This window comes from Streptomyces sp. NPDC052496 (assembly GCF_040679095.1).
GTDB lineage: Bacteria > Actinomycetota > Actinomycetes > Streptomycetales > Streptomycetaceae > Streptomyces.
In genome coordinates this window covers 460,652-478,641 of record NZ_JBFAUH010000001.1, presented here as the reverse complement: position 1 = coordinate 478,641, position 17,990 = coordinate 460,652, and the positions used below count along the sequence as shown (strand labels likewise).

Sequence of the window (17,990 nt, the reverse complement as noted above, 5' to 3'; positions counted from 1 at the left end):
AAAGGCCCCCCGCATGAAGACCATCAACCACTGGATCGGCGGCAAGCCCGCCGAGGGTGTGTCCGGCTCGTTCGGCCCGGTCTACAACCCCGCGACCGGCGCCCAGGAGAAGCAGGTCGCCTTCGCCTCCGTGGACGAGGTGGACGCGGCCGTCGCCGCCGCCAAGGAGGCGTACCGCACCTGGGGTACCAGCTCGCTGGCCAAGCGCACGGCCGTACTGTTCGCCTACCGCGAGCTGATCGACGCGCACCGCGAGGAACTGGCCGCGCTGATCACCGCCGAGCACGGCAAGGTGCACAGCGACGCGCTGGGCGAGGTCGCCCGCGGCCTGGAGATCGTCGAGCTGGCCTGCGGCATCCCGCAGCAGCTCAAGGGCGAGCTGTCCACCCAGGTCTCCACCCGGGTGGACGTGGCCGCGATCCGCCAGTCCCTCGGTGTCGTCGCCGGCATCACGCCGTTCAACTTCCCGGCGATGGTGCCGATGTGGATGTTCCCGCTCGCCGTCGCCTGCGGCAACACCTTCGTCCTCAAGCCCAGCGAGAAGGTGCCGTCCGCGGCCCTGAAGCTGGCCGAACTGGCCGCCGAGGCGGGCCTGCCGGACGGCGTGCTGAACGTCGTCAACGGCGACAAGACCGCGGTGGACCGCATCCTGGAGCACCCGGACATCGCCGCCGTCTCCTTCGTCGGCTCCACGCCCATCGCCCGCTACATCCACACCACCGGTACGGCCAACGGCAAGCGCGTCCAGGCCCTCGGCGGCGCCAAGAACCACATGCTGGTGCTGCCCGACGCCGACCTCGACCTCGCCGCGGACTCCGCGATCAACGCCGCGTACGGCTCGGCGGGCGAGCGCTGCATGGCGGTCTCCGTGCTGGTGGCCGTCGGCGGCACCGCCGACCCGCTGATCGAGAAGATCAAGGAGCGGGCCGCCGCGCTGACCATCGGCCCGGGCGACGACCCGGCCTCCGAGATGGGCCCGCTCATCACCAAGGCCCACCGCGACAAGGTCGCCTCTTACGTGACCGGTGCCGCGGCCCAGGGTGCGGACGTCGTCATCGACGGTACGGACTTCACGGTCGCCGGCCACGAGAACGGCCACTGGATCGGCGTCTCGCTGCTCGACAACGTCACGCCCGAGATGGACGCCTACCGCGACGAGATCTTCGGCCCCGTCCTGTCGGTCGTCCGCGTGGACACCTACGACGAGGCGATCTCGCTGATGAACTCCTCGCCGTGGGGCAACGGCACCGCCATCTTCACCCGGGACGGCGGCGCGGCCCGCCGCTTCCAGCTGGAGGTCGAGGCCGGCATGGTCGGCGTGAACGTCCCGATCCCGGTGCCGGTCGGCTACCACTCCTTCGGCGGCTGGAAGGACTCCATCTTCGGCGACCACCACATCTACGGCAACGACGGCGTGCACTTCTACACCCGCGGCAAGGTCGTCACGACCCGCTGGCCGGACCCGTCCGACGGCGGCATCAACCTGGGCTTCCCCAGCAACCACTGAGATCGTCGGGAGAGCACCGCTGACGACGGTGCGAGCCCGCGGGCCGCGAGAGGCGGGCCCGCGGGCGAGTCCGGCATGCCGGCCGGCGGGCTGGGCTGCCGGGCTGGGCTGCTGTTCCAGGGTGCCGGGGCGTGTGAGGCTCCTGGTCTCCCGCTGGTCACCGTCGTCGCGGAAGCCCGTCGTGGAAAACCCGTCGCGGAAACCCGTTGTCATACCGGGGAACCGTTCAGGCCGGATGGCGCATGATGCTGCGTATGAATGACGAACAACAGCCCACAGGTGCCGTGGAGATGCAGCGTGCCGCGGCGGGTGCTCCATGACGGGGGCCCCGGTCATCCGCCACGCGGTCCGTACGGACCTGCCGGACGTGGTCGCGCTGGCCGCGGAGCACGCCGCGTACGAACGGTCCGCGCCGCCCGCCGTCGACCTGGAGGACCGGCTCGCGGACGCGCTCTTCGGGCCGCGCCCGCCGTGGCTGCGCTGCCTGGTCGCCGAACTGTCCGGCGGCGAACTCGCCGGGTACGCCACCTGCTCGACAGCCTTCGACACCTGGCAGGGCCGCGAGTACCTGCTCCTGGACTGTCTCTACCTGCGTGCCGAACACCGCGGCCTCGGGCTGGGCGCCCTGCTGACCGAGGCGGTCATCGCCGAGGGCAAGGCGCTGGGCGTCGCGGAGATGCAGTGGAACACGCCCGACTGGAACGCGGGAGCGATCCGCTTCTACGACCGGTTCGGCGCGACCCGCAAGGACAAGAAACGTTTCACGCTGGTGCTGGAGACGGGCGGCAGGAGCTGAGGGCGGGCCGGGCAGCAGGAGCTGAGAGCCGGCCGGGCGGCAGAGGCTGGGAGCAGGTCAGAAGTCGGGAGTCAGAAGTCGGGAGTCGGGGGAAGGGAGCGGCTGCCGGGTGAGTGGCAGCCGGTGGCCGCCGGCTCTCACCTCTTGGCGCCCGCGGTGGCGGTGGCCAGGTAGGACTCGGCCAGAGCCGCCGTCATCAGCCAGTCGTGGTAGTCCGCCGGATCGGCGTACCCGTTGACGAAACGGTGCGCCACGGCGGGGTGTTCGGTGGCGGCAGCCAGCAGCCGCTGTACGTGCTGCGGCAGCGGCTCCAGCATCAGGTTGGTGAACTCCGTGACCTGCCGGGCGTGCCGCCAGAACACGGCGAACGCCGCATGCATCCACTCCGCGTCGAACGGCCCGTCCCCGTGTTCCAGGATCGCGTCCAGGTAGGCGGCCGCGCCGCGGGCCGCCATGTTCGAACCCTGGCCGGTGATCGGGTCGTTGGTCACGACCGCGTCCGCCATGCCCAGCACGTACGTGTCCGGCGCGACCTCGGCCACCGGGTGCCGGACGACGGGGGTGACCGCGCCGTACAGCGTCGCGCCCGCGTCCGTGGGCGTGGCGTCCTTGCACAGCTCGTACTCCCCGGGCGCATACGTGCGCATCAGTTCGAGCGCCCGGGCCACGCCGCCGGCCGGCGAGGGCTGGTCGTGCCAGCAGTCGAACGGCCCGCCCGGCAGCGCCTCGAACAGCACGATGCCGCACGGCCCGCCCGTGGTGAGCGCCGGTAGCACGAACACCTCGCCGGCGCCGGCCACCGCGTTGATCCGCGTCTGCGGTTCCGGTTCGCCGGGCGGCGCCGCGACACCGTGCACGTACATGCAGGCCAGCGTGCGCTGCGGGCGGTCGAAGGGGCAGTGCAGCGGGTTGCGGGCGAAGATCCGGGTGAGGTCGCCGCGCCCGGAGGCGACGATCGTCAGCTCGTGTTCGGCGGCGAGCGCGGGCAGCGTGGCGGAGGTGACGGAGCCGTACCGGACCCGGCCGCCCCTGGCCTCGTACAGACCGAGCCAGCCGGCCATCTTCACCCGCTGGTCGACGGAGTGCGGCGGCTCGTCGAACTGCCCGGTGAACGTCAGCGCGGATTTCCCGGGCGGATCCCACACCGTCACCCGCAGGGAACTCGCTCCGGGCGCGGTCGCGTCCCAGAGATTGAGCCCGGCGGCGCGCTCCAGGCGCCGCGCCGGGCCGAACATGAGCTGCGTCGACATCACCCGCCCGGCGCGTACCTCCCGTGCCGTACGGTCGGTGACCAGCGTGACGTCGTAGTCCGCGGCGAGGAGGGCCAGGGCGAGATGCAGCCCCGCCTGCCCAGCGCCGACGATGGCGATCCTGCGCATTGCCGCCTCCCCTGGGCCGACCCGGCCCGCCCCCACATCGTCTTTTGTAGCGGCGGCGTGGTGCGGTGTACAGGGGGCCACGGGGCGCACGGGCGCGTTGCGCGTACTGCGGGCGCGGTATGTGCGGCGGCGCCCGTACTGCCGGAGGAGGTGCGCGGGTTCGCCCCGGCGGCTCGGTGGTCCGCGGCGGAACGTCCTTAGGATTCACCGTATGACTTTCCGACTCCGCGGACGACGGCTGTACGCGACGGCGGCCGTGCTGGCCGTACTCGCCGGGTCAGGTACGTGGGCGGCCGTCGCCGCCGACGACCCGCCGGCCGTGCACCGGGAGGACCGGACGTTCAGCGTGCCGGAGAGTGGCGGGGGTGCCGGTGGCGGTGCCAATGCCGGTGGCGGTGCCAATGCCGGTGGTGGTGGCGGCGGCGGTGACGGCAAGGTCCGTGTCGACACCTCGTTCTTCACCGCGGACGGCGCCGGCCGACGGCCCGCCGTCCTCCTCGGGCACGGGTTCGGCGGCAGCAAGGAGTCGGTACGCACGCAGGCCGAGCAGCTGGCGCGCGACGGGTACGCCGTACTGACCTGGTCGGCGCGCGGCTTCGGCGCGTCCACGGGGAAGATCGGGCTGAACGCCCCGGACCGGGAGGTGGCCGACGTCCGCCGGCTCATCGACTGGCTGGCGAAGCGCCCCGAGGTACGGCTGGACGCCGCAGGCGACCCGCGGGTCGGTATCGCCGGAGCCTCGTACGGGGGAGCGGCCGCGTTGCTGGCGGCCGGGTACGACAAGCGTGTCGACGCGATCGCCCCGCAGATCACGTACTGGAACCTGGCCGACGCGCTCTTTCCCAACGGCGTCTTCAAGAAGCTGTGGGCCGGCATGTTCTTCTCCACGGGTTCGGTCGGGGCGGGGGCGGCGGAGGAGTCCGGGAAGGAGAGCACCGGTACGGGGAGCGGGAGCACCGGTGGTGGGAACGGAAGCGCAGGTACCGGGAGCGGGAGCGACGGTGCCGGGAACGGGAGCAGCGGAGCCGAGAACGGGAACAGCGGTACTGGTGACGGAAACGCCGGTGCAGGAAATACCGGTGCAGGAAACACCGGTGCCGGAAACGGAAGCGCCGACGGCAGCGGGAAGTCCTCCGACGGGTCCGCGTCCCGGGACGTCACCGACGGGTGCGGCCGGTTCGAGCCGCAGCTGTGCGAGATGTACGAGCGGATCGCCGTCTCCGGCAAGCCCGACGACGCCGCCCGCACGACTCTCGAAGCGCGCAGCCCCGTCGCCGTCGCGGACCGGATCAAGGTTCCGACGCTCCTCATGCAGGGCAGAACCGATTCGCTGTTCCCGCTCGGCCAGGCCGACGCGGCGTACCGGGCGCTCCGCAAGAACGGTGCGCCCGTGTCCGTCGACTGGCTCGCCGGCGGGCACGACGGCGGCGACCGCGAGAACGGCCGCCTCGCCGACCGTACGAAGGCATGGTTCGACCGTTACCTGAAGGACGACAAGGACGCGGACACCGGGCCCGCCTTCCGTGTCAGCCGCGGCGGGGCCGTGGACTCCACCAACGGCGCCGCACGGTTGCGCGGCGCGAGCGGCGACCGTTACCCCGGCCTGCGCAACGACCCGCGCCCGGTGCGCCTGACCGGCCGCGAACAGCGCTTCAGCAACCCGGCCGGGGCCAGTCCGCCGTCCATCTCGACCGTGCCGGGCGTCGGCGCGCTCAACAGCCTCTCCGGTGTCGGTGCCGGGCTCTCCCTCGATTCCCCGGGCCAGTTCGCCGGTTTCGAGTCGCAGCCGCTCCGCGATCCGCTGCGGGTCACCGGTGCGCCGACCGCCCGCGTACGTATCGGCTCCACCAGTGACGACGCGGTGCTCTTCGCCAAGGTGTACGACATCGGGCCGAACGGCAGCAGCCGGCCGGTGCTGCCCGCCGGGCTCGCCGAGCCGTACCGCATCATCGGCGCCAAGGCCGGCAAGAGCGTCGAACTGCGGATGCCCGCCATCGACCACGAGTTCGCGGCCGGGCACCGGCTGCGCCTGGTGCTGTCCTCGACGGACCTCGCCTACGCCTCGCCGGCCGAGCCCGCCACGTACACCGCATCCCTGGACGGCAACGGTGTGCTGAGCGTGCCGACCGCGCCCGCCGTCAAGAGCGCGGCGGCTCCGCTGCCCGCGTGGACGTGGGCGCTGCCCGCCGCGGGCGCGGTCGTCGCCGTACTGCTGCTGTTCGTCGGCCGGCGGCGGACCGCGGCCGGCGCGCCCGACCCGGACCTGGCGGACGTACCGCTGCAGATCACCGGCCTGAGCAAGCGGTACGCCAAGTCCGCCGACCGCTACGCCGTACGGGACCTCTCCTTCCGGGTGGAGAAGGGCCAGGTGCTCGGCCTGCTCGGGCCGAACGGCGCGGGCAAGACCACCACCCTGCGGATGCTCATGGGGCTGATCGGGCCGGACGCCGGCGAGATCCGCGTCTTCGGGCATACGATCCGGCCCGGCGCGCCGGTGCTGTCGCGGGTCGGCGCGTTCGTCGAGGGTGCCGGATTCCTGCCGCACCTGTCCGGGCGTGCCAACCTCGACCTGTACTGGCAGGCGACCGGCCGGCCGCCCGAGGACGCGCACATCGAGGAGGCTCTGGAGATCGCCGGGCTGGGCGACGCGTTGCAGCGCGCGGTACGCACGTACTCCCAGGGCATGCGGCAGCGCCTGGCCATCGCACAGGCCATGCTGGGCCTTCCGGACCTGCTCATCCTGGACGAGCCGACCAACGGGCTCGACCCGCCGCAGATCCGCGAGATGCGGGACGTGATGATCCGGTACGCGGCCGGCGGACGCACTGTGATCGTCTCCAGCCACTTGCTGGCCGAGGTCGAACAGACCTGCACGCATCTGGTCGTCATGGACCGTGGCCAACTCGTCCAGACGGGACCTGTCGCCGACATCGTCGGCAGCGGTGAAACCCTTCTCGTCGGCGTGGAAGGCAGCGAACCGCTGACCGACGTCCTCCTGGAGAAGGTGGCCGCGCTGCCCGGTGTGGCGACGGCCGTCCGGGCCGACGAGGGCCTGCTCGTCACGCTGGACGGCACGACGAGCACCGCGCGTCTGCTGCCGGAACTGCTGCGGCTGGAGATTCCGGTGGCCCGCATCGGCCCCCACCGCCGCCTGGAGGACGCTTTCCTCACCATGATCGGAGGTGACCGGTGACCCCCGTCACCGAACCGGGCACGAGCAGCGGGCCCACGCTCCCCGACGGCCCCGCCGGCTCGTCCGTACCGGGCGCGTCGCACGCTCCCGGATACCGCGCGCGCCGCACGCTTCCGCTGCGCGTCGAGGCGATGCGGCAGCTCAAGCGGCGTCGTACGTCGGTGATCGCCGCGATCCTGGTGGCGCTGCCGTTCGTGCTGGTCGCGGCCTTCGCGATCGGTGGCGACCCGAGCGGCCGCAACAACCGGATCACCCTGATGGACACCGCGACCGCCTCGGGCGCCAACTTCACCGCGACCGTCCTGTTCGTCTCGGCGGGCTTCCTGCTGGTCGTGCCCGTAGCGCTGTTCTGCGGGGACACGGTCGCCTCCGAAGCGAGCTGGTCCTCGCTGCGCTACCTGCTCGCGGCGCCCGTCCCGCGCACCCGGCTGCTGATCGGCAAACTCACCGTGGCCCTGCTGTTCAGCGCGGCGGCGATGGCGCTGCTGCCGCTGGTCGCGCTCGGCGTCGGCACCGCCGCGTACGGGTGGGGGCCGCTCCAACTGCCCACCGGCGGCGCGCTGGCCGCCGGCGACGCGCTGCCCCGCCTCGCGCTCGCCGTCGCGTACATCTTCGTCAGCCAGCTGGTCACGGCGGCCCTCGCCTTCTGGCTGTCGACGGTGACGGACGCGCCGCTGGGCGCGGTCGGCGGCGCGGTCGGCCTGACCATCGTCGGCAATGTGCTGGACCAGGTCACGGCTCTGGAGCAGTGGCGCGACTTCCTCCCGGCGCACTGGCAGTTCGCCTGGGCCGACGCTCTGCAGCCCCAGTTGGACGGCACGGGGATGATCCAGGGGGCGGCGGTGTCGGTGGCGTACGCGCTGGTGTTGTTCGCGCTGGCGTTCCGGGGGTTCGGGAGGAAGGACATCGTGTCGTAGGGAGCGGGAGCGGGAGCGGGAGCGGGAGTGGGAGTGGGAGTGGGACTGTGGGCGGGGGTGTGGGAGTGGGGGTGTGGGCGGGGCGAGGAGGTGGCTGAGCGGGTGGGGGCCGTCGGTTACGGCAAATGCGTGTCGGTCTGCGGGGCGCAGATCTCCGCCACCGCCGCCGGTTCCCAGTAGAACGGGCGGATTTCGTGCAGGAGTCCGTCCCGTACGGTGATCAGCTGCACGATCGTGGTGGTCAGCGTGCGCCCCGTGGCGCGGGCCGTGAACCGTACCCGGCTGGTGATGACGACCTCGTCCCCGTCCACCAGCTGCCGCTGCTCCAGGAACTCCATCGACCGCCACAGCCGGCCCATCACCCCCATGAACCGTTCCAGTCCCTCCGGACCGTGCCACGCGCCGGCGTACGGAAGGTCGGGGGACTGGTGGAGCACGACGTCCGGGGACAGGCAGGCGGCGAGGGGTGAGAAGTCCGCCTGGCCGGGGCCGCCCGCGGCGATGTACGCGCGCTCTGCCTCGTAGAAACGTTTCAGCGTCGTGGTCGTGTCGTGCTGTGTCATGGCGCCAGTCAAGTGCTCGCCGGCGTCGGCCACCGGCGGAAATCCGCCGTCGCGCTCCGGGGCGGTGATTGGGCCCGTTGCTCCAGCCGGGTGGTGTGCCCGGCGGTCCGCAACCATGCCGGGGCCTCGGTTGTCTCAGTCGGTGAAGACCGGCAATGCGCACATAGAACATGAAGTCGGAAGTCGAGGACATCTCATGCTCCGTCACGCTTCGCGCACCATCGCCACTGCCACTCTCACTGCCACTGCCACGGCCACTGCTACGGCCACTGCTACGGCCACCATGGCCGTCGCGACTGCTGCCGCTCTCGGCCTCACGCTGACCGTCGCGTCCGCGGCCCCGGCCGTCGCCGCGAGCCCAGGCGCATCCGTACGGCCGGGCGCTTTCGTACGGCCGGGCGCTCCCGTACAACCGGGGGCTTCCGCGCGATCGAACGCTTCCGTACAACAGCAGTCCCGTTCGGACCGGCGGGATCTGCGCACCGACCCGAACGGCCGCTGGACCGCCGAGGAGATCCGTCGCTTCCTGGTCTCCTTCTACGGAAAGCACGGCCCCAGTGCCTGGAAGCGCGAGCACCAGGTCTCCGCCGAGCTCAAGAAGAAGGCCGCGCAGACGCCTGACTACGACCTGCTGCTGTGCGCCCAGAACACACCGCGCGACATCTCCGTCGGCAAGGTCACCACCGCACAGTCCGCAAGGGTCGGCTGGGCGACCGTCACCACGTACTGGAGCGGTAACCGGAAAGAGCACTTCACCGCGTACGTGGACCTGGACGCGACGCGGCCCATCGAATTGCTGGACGTGTCCTGCTCGGTGTGAGGCTCGGGGCGGGGAGCTGAGAGGAGGGAGGGAGAGGGAGAAGGAGGAGGGGACACGATGCAGTGGGCGGCCCCAGGACGCGGGCTACTCCGCCGGCCCCTGCATATGGGCGCTGACCCACTGCATCGTGCCTTCACCCATGCCCTTCACATATGTGTCGGCCCCGTGCATCCCCCCGACGACCGTCTGCAGCCGCGTCTTGACCGGGCCACGTCCGTAGCGCGCGATGAACTTCTTGACCTTCGGCACGACCGTGGCCTCCTTGGAGCCGTCCTGGAAGGCCAGGTACACCTCGGGTCCGCCCTTGCTGATCAGCCGCTGGGCCAGGACCTCGGGGTTGTTCTCCCGCTGCTCCCTCGCGTGTCCCCGCCACAGCGGTGAGTCCGGCACGATGTCGGGGCCGCTCGGTATCGCGGCCTTGAACGTCTCCGGGTGCTGCAGAACGTTCTTCAGCGCGGCGAAGCCGCCGGACGAGGAACCCATGATCGCCCAGCCGTCCCGGCTCTTGAGCGTACGGAAGTTCTGCCGGACGAAGTCGGGGACGTCCTCGTTCAGCCAGGTGCCCATCTTCGGCTGGCCGGGTATGTCGCTGGCGTCGTAGTACTGCTTGGCGTTGGGGTTGAGCACCGGCATCACGACGATGAACGGCAGGCTCTTGCCCTCCTTCGACCACTGCGCCAGGTTCTCCTCCAGCTTCAGGTCGCCGCCGATCCAGTAATTGACGGGGTAGCCCTCGGCGCCGGGCAGCGCCATCAGGACCGGGAACCCCTTGTCGGCATTCTTCTTCTCGTAGTACTCCGGCGGCGCCCATACCCACACCTTCCCGGTGAATCCGGACTTGGGGCCGTGGTACGTGGCCACGCCGATGGGGGTGCCGTTCCCGGCGCCGCCGACCTTGCGCTGTTCCTTGAAGCTGATCGGGTTGGTGGGCATCTGGGCCAGGGACGCCTTGCCCGGTCGTGTGGCACCGTGCGATCCCTTCGCGTCACCGAAGCGCACCGGGGCGTCGTCGGAACCGTTCGATCCGCCCGATCCGCCTGAGCCGCAGCCGGCGGTGGCGGCGAGGGCGGCCAGGGTGGTCAGTACGACCGCCGGGGTGAGCAGGGTTTTACGCACGGGAACTTCTCCTTGCTGAGCGGGCCGGAGGACGTCCGGCTGTCGAGCAAGAGGGCGCGGCCGGTGCCGGGGTTTCCCTCTTCGGGGGGCGCGTTGCTCGTGCGGGCCGGCGCCGATCGCGTGATACGGCTGTGACCTGCGCGGTTTACCCGTAACAGAAACCGCCTTTACGGTGATTTTCTCGACGAAACGGCGGGCGGGGAGGCGCGGGGGCGGGGACGGGGGCGGAGTGATGCGCGGACGGGGTGATGCGGGGACGGGGTGATGCGGGGAGGGAGTGATGCGCGGACGGGGTGGCGCGGGGACGGAGTGACGCGAGGGCGGGGTGACGCGAGGGCAGGGTGACGCGAGGGCGCGGGAACACGGTGCCGCGGTGACCTTCGGCTGAACCAGCCGCCGGAATCCGTCCGGCCCGCCGTCTCCCCCAAGAGCGCCGCCCAAGAGCCCCAGCCCAAGAGCCCCTACCCACGGGCCCCACCCACGGGCCCCACCCGCAACCCCCACCCGCAACCCCCACCACAACCCACCCGAGTCCCCACCAAACCCCACCCGCAAACCGGCACAGATCATTCCGTTTCGACGCCCGTGAGTACGTATTCTCGGTGGCATGACCTGGTCGCGAGCGCTGAAGAAGACCGCCCGCTCCGGGCTGACCATCGAGAAGGCCAAGCTCACCCCGCTGATCGCGATCCGCGGCTCGGTCGGTGTCGCCATCGTCATCGGTCTGTGCCTCTATCTCGGCAATCCGGCCCTGGCGGTCTCCTCGGCGTTCGGCGCGTTCGCCGCCGGTATCGCCACCTTCCAACGCAGCTGGCGCCCGCGGCCCGTCCTGGCCCTCGCCGTCGCGGGCGGCCTCTCCGTCTCCACCTTCCTCGGTTACCTGGCCGCCGCGCACATCGCCGGCTTCCTGGTCCTGCTCTCCCTGTGGACCTTCCTGGCGGGCCTGGCCTGGTCGGTCGGCCCGGTCTCTGGACTGGTCGGTACGCAGACCGTCTCGGTCATGCTCGTCACCGTCACGCTGCCGACCTCCGTCCTCGGCGCGCTGGAACACGCGGCGATCATCGCTTTCGGCGGGTTCGTCCAGGCCGCGCTGATCGTGCTGTTTCCCGTACGGCCGTGGGGCGCGCAGCGCGACGCGCTCGCCGACGCGCTGGCCGCCGAAGCGGACTACGCGCGCCGGCTGCGGCACGACCCGGTCGCCCCCTTCGACCCGCAGCCCTTGATGAACGCCCGTCTGGCTTCCGCGGTGACCCCGCGTCAGGCCAAGCGCCGGCCGGTCCAGCTGCACGGGCCCCGGGCGCTGGCCGAACAGGTCAGGCCGGTCCTGGCCTCGCTCGCCGACCCGGTCGTCGGCGCACCCGTAGAGGGGCCCGAACGCGACCGGGCGCGCGAACTGCTCGGCGCGGCCGGCACCGTACTGGACGCCGTCGCGACCGCCATCCGGCACGGCAAGTCCGTACGCCTGCCGCCCGAGGCGATGGCCACCCTCGAAATGCCGCAGGACGGCGACGGGCCACGGCTCACCGGGGCCGCCCGCCGCTCCGCGCTGCGGCTGATCTCGCTGCTGGCCGATGCCGTGGAGTTCACGGACGAGCCCGTCCGGGCCACCCGGCCCACCACCGAGGCGGAGCGCGGGCACCTGCTGCGCCCGAGCGTGCCGAAGCTGATCCCGGTGGCGCTGCGCGCCGTACGCCGTGAGATCCGCTGGTCGTCGCACATCTTCCGGCACGCGCTCCGCGTCAGCGCGGTGGCCGCCGCGGGTTATCTCATCGGCCAGGCGCTGCCCTTCGGTCACGGGTACTGGGCGCCGCTGGCCTCGGTGATGGTGATGCGGCCCGACTTCGGGCAGACGTACGCGCGCGGCGTCGCCCGTTTCATCGGCACCCTGGTCGGGGTCGCGGTGGGCGGCGCGATCATGGGGCTGACCCACCCGAACCTGTACGTCAGCGCGGCGCTGGCGATCGTGTGCGTACTGGCGATGTACCTGCTGATGCGTACGGGGGTGTCGGTGACCTCGGCGTGCGTCGCCGCGTACGTCGTCTTCCTGCTCGGCATCGCGGGCGCCGGCTGGGAACAGACCGTCCAGGAACGCGTCGTCCTCACCCTGGTCGGCGGAGTGCTGGCGATGCTGTCCTACGCGCTCTTCCCCGCCTGGGAGACCCCGCGGCTGCGCGAACGGCTGGCCCAGTGGCTGGAGGCCAACGGCCGGTACGCCATCGCCGTCTTCGACCGTTACGCGCGGCCCGCCGAACGCCGCCCCCGTCAGGTCCGTGAAGCCCTCCTGGACGCCCGCGCGGCCCGTGCCGCCTGGGAGGAGAGCGAATCGCGCGCAGAGAAGGAGCCGGTGCGCCACCGCGGCCTGTCGCTGAGCGCGGCAGCTGCGGCACAGTCCGCCCTGTCCACGATGGGCCGGGTGACGATGATCGTGGAAGCGCACCTTCCGGACAAGGACGCGGAACCATCATCGGGTGCCCACGCGTTCACGGAAGAGCTGCGCGAGTCACTGCCGCGCGCGGTCGACGCCGTACGGGAGCGGCGCGACCTGGACTGGAGCGCACTGCGCGCCGTATGGGAGGAGTGGGCGGCGCAGTCCGAGACCCGCGGCGTAGCCCTGCGCGGTGCCGAGCTGCTTCTGGACGCGCTGGACGACTTGGCTGAGGCTCTGTCACGGGGCCCGGGCGGCAAGAACCGGGCGACGCGGGGAGTGGGGGACACGGGCGGGATGCGGAGAGTGAGTGATACAGGTGGGACGCGAAGAGTGAGTGATACGAGTGGGACGCGGGAGGTGAGCGATACGGGCGGGACGCGAAAGGTGACTGCTCCGTCTGCCTCGCCGTCTTCCTCTCCTTCTCCCTCGCCCTCCCCGCCCTCCCCCTCGTCCCCTTCCTCGCCGCCGCCCTCCGCGCCGAGCTGAACGCGTCGGCCCGGAACCATTCGGCACCGCCTGTAGTCTTGATAATTGCCCGCAAATGGCGCCATTGGCGAGCTTGACGAGCTCGGTGGGCTTCACATCCCGAGCGGATCGGCGAGCCACACGTGCCGCCCGGGGCGCGATGTTCGAGGGCTCTGCGCGCGGGGCCCTGTCGTCCAGTCGAGAGAGAGCAAGCGAACCTTCCATGGCGTCCAGCACTTCGTCCGGTACGTACGACATAGGCATCGACCTGGGAACCGCCAACACCCTGGTCTACTCACGCGGCAAGGGCGTCGTCCTGAACGAGCCGTCCGTCGTCGCCGTGAACGCGTCCGGCGAGGTGATCGCCGTCGGTTCGGAGGCCAAGCGCACCATCGGCCGTACCCCGTCCGGCATCACGGCGATGCGCCCCCTCCAGGAGGGTGTGATCGCCGACTTCGACGCGGCCGAACAGATGCTGCGCGCCTTGATGAAGAAGGCGCTGCCCACCCGCCGCTTCTCCAAGCCGCGGGTCGTCATCTGCGTGCCCTCCGGGATCACCGGCGTCGAGCGGCGGGCCGTCATCGACTCGGCGCGCAGTGCCGGCGCCCGTGAGGTGCACCTGATCGAGGAGCCGATGGCGGCGGCGATCGGCGCGGGCCTGCCGGTGGCCGAGCCGGTCGGCTGCATGGTCGTGGACATCGGCGGAGGTACGACCGAGGTGGCCGTCGTCTCGATGGGCGGCATCGTCACCGCCCAGTCGGTACGGGTCGCGGGCGACGCGCTGGACGCGGCGATCATCTCGTACGTGAAGAAGAAGCACTCGCTGGCGATCGGCGAGCGCACCGCCGAAGACATCAAGATCGCCATCGGCTCCGCGGCGTGGACCCCGGTCGACGTGGACGAGGAGGGCGAGCCGGAGCGCCGTACGTCCTACACCGTACGCGGCCGGGACCACGTCAGCGGCCTGCCGCGCATCCAGGAGATCACCGAGGAGGAGATCCGTTCGGCGCTGGCCGAGCCGGTCGAGGCGATCGTGCAGGCCGTACACCGCACCCTCGACGAGTGCCCGCCCGAGCTCTCCGGGGACATCATCGAGCGCGGCATAGCGCTCACCGGCGGCGGCGCGCTGCTGCGCGGCCTCAGCCAGCGGCTGCGCCAGGAGATGGGCGTGCCGGTGGTGGTCGCCGACGACCCGCTGGACTGCGTGGTCAACGGCACGGGCCGGTGCGTGGACGAATTCGCGACGCTGCAAGGGCTGTTGGCCGGGGCGATGGAACAGCCGCGTAAGGCTGTACGGCTCTGATGGGCGGGCGGGGGCCGGCGGTTGTTTTGGGGTGGTGAGTCCGGTTGGTCTGCTGCCCCGCCGGTCCTTCTCTGTCTGCCCCCTTCGTAGGTGCCGAGGTGCGGCGGTGCGTGTCGGTGCGCGCCGATGGACATCGATGGACGTCGACGTGCGGTAACCCCCGGAACGGGTGAAGATGATTGCGCCGGCTGCGAGGCCGGTCACGGTGAGTAATCGTTTCACCCTGGAGGAACGATCATGCCGAATCTGTTGGCGCTCATGATCGATACGGGGATGCTTGCACCGGGTCCGGGCCCGGGTCCGGGTCCGGGTCCGGGTCCGGACCCGACTTCGGCACCCACGGGCGTACAACGCGTGAGCGCAGCGGCGGTTGCGTCCGCCGCCAAATGCCTGGCCCCGACCGTATCCGCGTTTGTAGGGTCGCCCGTGTGCCTGCCCGTAGCCTCATTCGCAGCTGGATCCGGAAGCTGACGCCGATGCTGAACGTAAAGGTCCTCCAGCCGGCTGAATGGGTGCGGACGGGTACCGTACCGACGCGCCGATGGGCCGTCGCCCACGGCAGATCGATCACCGAGGGCGGTGAGTGCGCCGTGGCGACCGGCGGCCGGCAGGACGTCCCGGTCAAGGGGCCCAGACCGTACATCGCGATGGTGCTCATGGAGTCCCCGGGCAAGGGCGGTGGCGATCCGCTGTACGAGGAGAGCGTCATGCTCGTCTACGCGGCGGACGACGCGGACGCCCGGAGCCGGGCCGAGCGGCGGGCGCGCTCCCGGGAGACGAGCTACCTCAATGACCGCGGCGAGAGCGTGTCCTGGCGCTTCAAGTGTGTCGTGGACGTGAGCGCGACACTTGACGAGGACCTGACGCAGGACGCCGACCTCTATGCGCGGCACTTCCGCGACTACGCGGCCTACGAACGCTTCGAACCGCTGCTGTCGGGCGAGGAGCTCTGACCTGACCGTCGGGCAAGGAACTCTGACCTGATGGCCGGGGTGGCTGGGGTTGCCGGGGTGGCTGGGGTTGCCGGGATGGCCGGGGTTGGCGGGACTGCCGGGGTTGCCGGGATGGCTGGGGTTGCCGGGTGACGAACTCTGCCCCGACGTTCTCCGCGTCGCCGTGTGGTGCTGTGTCAGCGCGCGGAGCCGGGTGACGAGGCTTCGCCCGGGGCGACGGCCGTGTCATCTTGCGCGGCGCGCCGGGCCATGTAGCTCTCCAAGCCGTCCAGGATCCGCTCCAGGCCGAACTCCAAAGCCTGGTCGCGAGAGTCGCCGACCGCGGAGGACGCGACGGCGGCGGTGAGCGCGGGGTAGCGGTCGGAACGGCCGGCCAGAAGCTCGTTCAGTGCCGCGCTCATGGCCTGCTCGGGGTTCCGCGTGGCGCCGTGGGCGGCCCCCTGCGTCCGCGTACTGCCTACGCCCATGGATGTGGCGATCTGGGCGAGGGCGCGGATGTGGCCGTTCACCACGACCACCGCGTCCAGTTGTTCGGCGCCGTTCAGGCCCGTGTCCGCGAGGGCGGTGAGGGCGCTCTCCGTCCAGCCGAGTTCATTGGGGCCCATGACGCGGGGGCCCATCGTGGCCGACAGCAGCCAGGGGTGGCGATGGAGGACTGCCGACAGGCTTTCGGCCCACGCGCGCAGCGCGGCTCGCCAGCCCGCGTCCGTATGAAGGGCGGGAGGTGCGCCCATGGCGGTGTCGATCATGAGGGCGACCAGCTCGGTCTTGCCCGGCACGTACCGGTACAGGGACATCTTGGTGAAATTGAGTTCACCCGCGATCCGCTGCATGGAGACGGCGGCCAGGCCGCCCGTGTCGGCGAGGGCGATGGCCGTACGCGTGATCCGGTCCAGGCTCAGGGCCGGCTTGGGGCCGCGGCTGGGGCGCCCGCGATCACCCCACAGCAGCTCGATGCTTCCCGCCTGTTCGGCGAAGACATCGGCCGCCACCTCGGGAACCTGCCCACCGCCCAGCTCGCTGCTCTGCTTCTTCTCACCGTCTCCAGCCACCTCCGCATCCTAAAACTGTGTCCGGGGTATACAGAACAGTGTCCAGCGGATACAGTTTCTCTCGTCGAAGTGACGATCGGGCGTGAGGAGCGTGTGATGACGTACGGAACGGCATGTGCGGCGGCTGGCGGGCCGACCGTCCTGATCTCCGGGGCCAGCGTCGCCGGGCCGGCGGTGGCGTACTGGCTGAGGCGCTACGGCTGTCGCCCGACCGTGGTGGAGGTGGCTCCGAGCCTGCGCGGCGGCGGGTTCGCGGTCGACTTCCGGGGCAGCGCGACCCTGGCGGTGCTGGAGCGGATGGGTGTGCTGGAGGAAATCCGGCGGCACCGGACGAATGGCAGCCCGATGAGCTTCATCGACGAGCGCGGAAGTGAAGTGGCGACGCTGCCGCCGGAGTTTGCCGGTGGGGAAGTGGAAATCCTCCGCTCGGATCTCTCCCACATCCTCTACGCCCACAGCCTGCATGGGCGTACGGCTCACTCGGACAGACCGGAGGTCGCTGAGGCGGCGGGGGAGCGGGCAGCGGACGGGCGGCCTCTGCCGCCACCGGTGGAATACCTCTTCAACGACTCCATAACGTCCCTGGCTGAGACGGATGGGGCGGACGGCGTGTACGTCACCTTCGAACGTGAAGCCCCGCGCACCTTCGACCTCGTGATCGGCGCGGACGGCCTGCACTCCACCGTGCGTCGGCTGGCCTTCGGTCCGGAGGAGGAGTTCGTCAGCCACCTCGGCTACTACATAGCCGCCTGGGACCTACCGGCCGACGGCACGGACTTCGTAGCCGGGCCCGTGGGCTACAACGAACCCGGCCGCCTGTTAAGCGTAGGCCGTACGCCCCGGCGCGCGGGTGCCCCGGGGTACGCGGGCGAGGTCTTCGGCGTCTTCGCCTCGGAGGAGCTCACCTACGACCGGCGTGACACGGAAAAGCAGAAGAAGCTGATATCGCAGGCGTACGAGGGGAGCGGTTGGCGGGTTACGGATCTGGCACGGACGGTATGGCGGGCCGACAGTCTCTACTTCGACTCCATCAGCCGGGCGGACGTGCCGCGCTGGTCGACCGGCCGAATAGCCCTGCTCGGCGACGCGGCGTACGGAGCCACCGTCGGCGGCATGGGGACCGGGGCGGCTGTCGTGGGGGCGTACGTCCTCGCGGGCGAGCTGGCGGCCGCCAACGGTGACCACGTCACGGCGTTCACGCGCTACGAAGAGCGGATGCGACCCTTCGTCACGCGGTGCCAGGAGGGCGGCCGAGCAGCCGGCGAATTCCTGGCCCCGCCCACCCAGGAGGCGATCGACGCACGCAACGGCCTCCTGAACGACTCGCAGGCGCTGGCCGCGATGCTGCGGGAGGGGGAGGAGATATCCGAGGGTATCGATCTGGGTGGGTTGGGTGGGCTGGGTGGGTTGGGGGGCTTTGGTGACTTGGGGGGTGTGGGCGGCTTGAGGTGAGCTGCTTGGGGCGGGGGGAGGGCTGCTTAGGTGGCGGGGAGCGGCG

General features: G+C 71.2%; 13 protein-coding genes. 9 read left to right on the top strand and 4 right to left on the bottom strand.

The genetic code is table 11. From position 1 onward, the window contains the following. The first annotated feature begins 13 nt into the window (after positions 1–13). Both AB0L45_RS02165 and AB0L45_RS02160 read left to right on the top strand, forming a co-directional pair. A complete protein-coding gene (locus AB0L45_RS02165; protein WP_365835133.1) occupies positions 14–1,507 on the top strand; it encodes a CoA-acylating methylmalonate-semialdehyde dehydrogenase in 1,494 nt (497 codons plus the stop codon). Positions 1,508–1,823: 316 nt separating this feature from the next. Beyond that, the gene (locus AB0L45_RS02160; protein ID WP_365835131.1) at positions 1,824–2,303 is read left to right on the top strand and encodes a GNAT family N-acetyltransferase; all 480 of its coding nucleotides are present in this window, start codon (positions 1,824–1,826) and stop codon (positions 2,301–2,303) included. 137 nt (positions 2,304–2,440) lie between these two features. Here the strand turns inward: AB0L45_RS02160 and AB0L45_RS02155 are convergent, their stop codons facing one another. Then, positions 2,441–3,682, bottom strand: coding sequence for a styrene monooxygenase/indole monooxygenase family protein (locus AB0L45_RS02155; RefSeq protein WP_365835129.1), 1,242 nt, complete (start codon positions 3,680–3,682; stop codon positions 2,441–2,443). A gap of 211 nt (positions 3,683–3,893) precedes the next feature. Between AB0L45_RS02155 and AB0L45_RS02150 the strand changes: the two genes are divergently transcribed. Together AB0L45_RS02150 and AB0L45_RS02145 are read left to right on the top strand one after the other, a co-directional pair. Further along, complete coding sequence (locus tag AB0L45_RS02150) at positions 3,894–6,875, top strand: alpha/beta fold hydrolase (RefSeq protein WP_365835127.1); 2,982 nt, start codon at positions 3,894–3,896, stop codon at positions 6,873–6,875. A gap of 131 nt (positions 6,876–7,006) precedes the next feature. Further along, positions 7,007–7,792, top strand: a complete 786-nt coding sequence (locus AB0L45_RS02145) for an ABC transporter permease subunit (RefSeq protein ID WP_365835626.1) — start codon at positions 7,007–7,009, stop codon at positions 7,790–7,792. A gap of 116 nt (positions 7,793–7,908) precedes the next feature. On the opposite strand, the gene AB0L45_RS02140 is transcribed toward AB0L45_RS02145, so the two are convergent. After that, on the bottom strand, positions 7,909–8,355 hold the full coding sequence (locus AB0L45_RS02140; RefSeq protein ID WP_365835125.1) for a nuclear transport factor 2 family protein: 447 nt from the start codon (positions 8,353–8,355) through the stop codon (positions 7,909–7,911). Positions 8,356–8,638: 283 nt separating this feature from the next. Here AB0L45_RS02140 and AB0L45_RS02135 point away from each other — a divergent pair, with 283 nt between their 5' ends. Further along, the gene (locus AB0L45_RS02135) at positions 8,639–9,175 is read left to right on the top strand and encodes a hypothetical protein (protein WP_365835124.1); all 537 of its coding nucleotides are present in this window, start codon (positions 8,639–8,641) and stop codon (positions 9,173–9,175) included. Positions 9,176–9,259: 84 nt separating this feature from the next. Here the strand turns inward: AB0L45_RS02135 and AB0L45_RS02130 are convergent, their stop codons facing one another. Next, positions 9,260–10,291, bottom strand: a complete 1,032-nt coding sequence (locus AB0L45_RS02130) for an alpha/beta hydrolase-fold protein (RefSeq protein ID WP_365835122.1) — start codon at positions 10,289–10,291, stop codon at positions 9,260–9,262. A 607-nt stretch (positions 10,292–10,898) separates the two neighbouring features. Here AB0L45_RS02130 and AB0L45_RS02125 point away from each other — a divergent pair. The 3 genes from AB0L45_RS02125 to AB0L45_RS02115 all read left to right on the top strand — a co-directional run bounded on the left by AB0L45_RS02125 (position 10,899) and on the right by AB0L45_RS02115 (position 15,440). Continuing rightward, positions 10,899–13,205, top strand: coding sequence for an FUSC family protein (locus tag AB0L45_RS02125; RefSeq protein ID WP_365835120.1), 2,307 nt, complete (start codon positions 10,899–10,901; stop codon positions 13,203–13,205). A gap of 202 nt (positions 13,206–13,407) precedes the next feature. Further along, entirely contained in the window at positions 13,408–14,487 is a 1,080-nt protein-coding gene (locus tag AB0L45_RS02120; protein WP_365835118.1) for a rod shape-determining protein, read from the top strand. A gap of 476 nt (positions 14,488–14,963) precedes the next feature. Further along, positions 14,964–15,440, top strand: a complete 477-nt coding sequence (locus tag AB0L45_RS02115) for a DUF4288 domain-containing protein (protein WP_365835116.1) — start codon at positions 14,964–14,966, stop codon at positions 15,438–15,440. Positions 15,441–15,616: 176 nt separating this feature from the next. Here AB0L45_RS02115 and AB0L45_RS02110 read toward each other — a convergent pair whose 3' ends face one another. After that, on the bottom strand, positions 15,617–16,492 hold the full coding sequence (locus AB0L45_RS02110) for a TetR/AcrR family transcriptional regulator (protein ID WP_365835114.1): 876 nt from the start codon (positions 16,490–16,492) through the stop codon (positions 15,617–15,619). Between the two features lie 96 nt (positions 16,493–16,588). Between AB0L45_RS02110 and AB0L45_RS02105 the strand changes: the two genes are divergently transcribed. Then, a complete protein-coding gene (locus AB0L45_RS02105) occupies positions 16,589–17,944 on the top strand; it encodes an FAD-dependent monooxygenase (protein WP_365835112.1) in 1,356 nt (451 codons plus the stop codon). Positions 17,945–17,990: the final 46 nt, after the last annotated feature.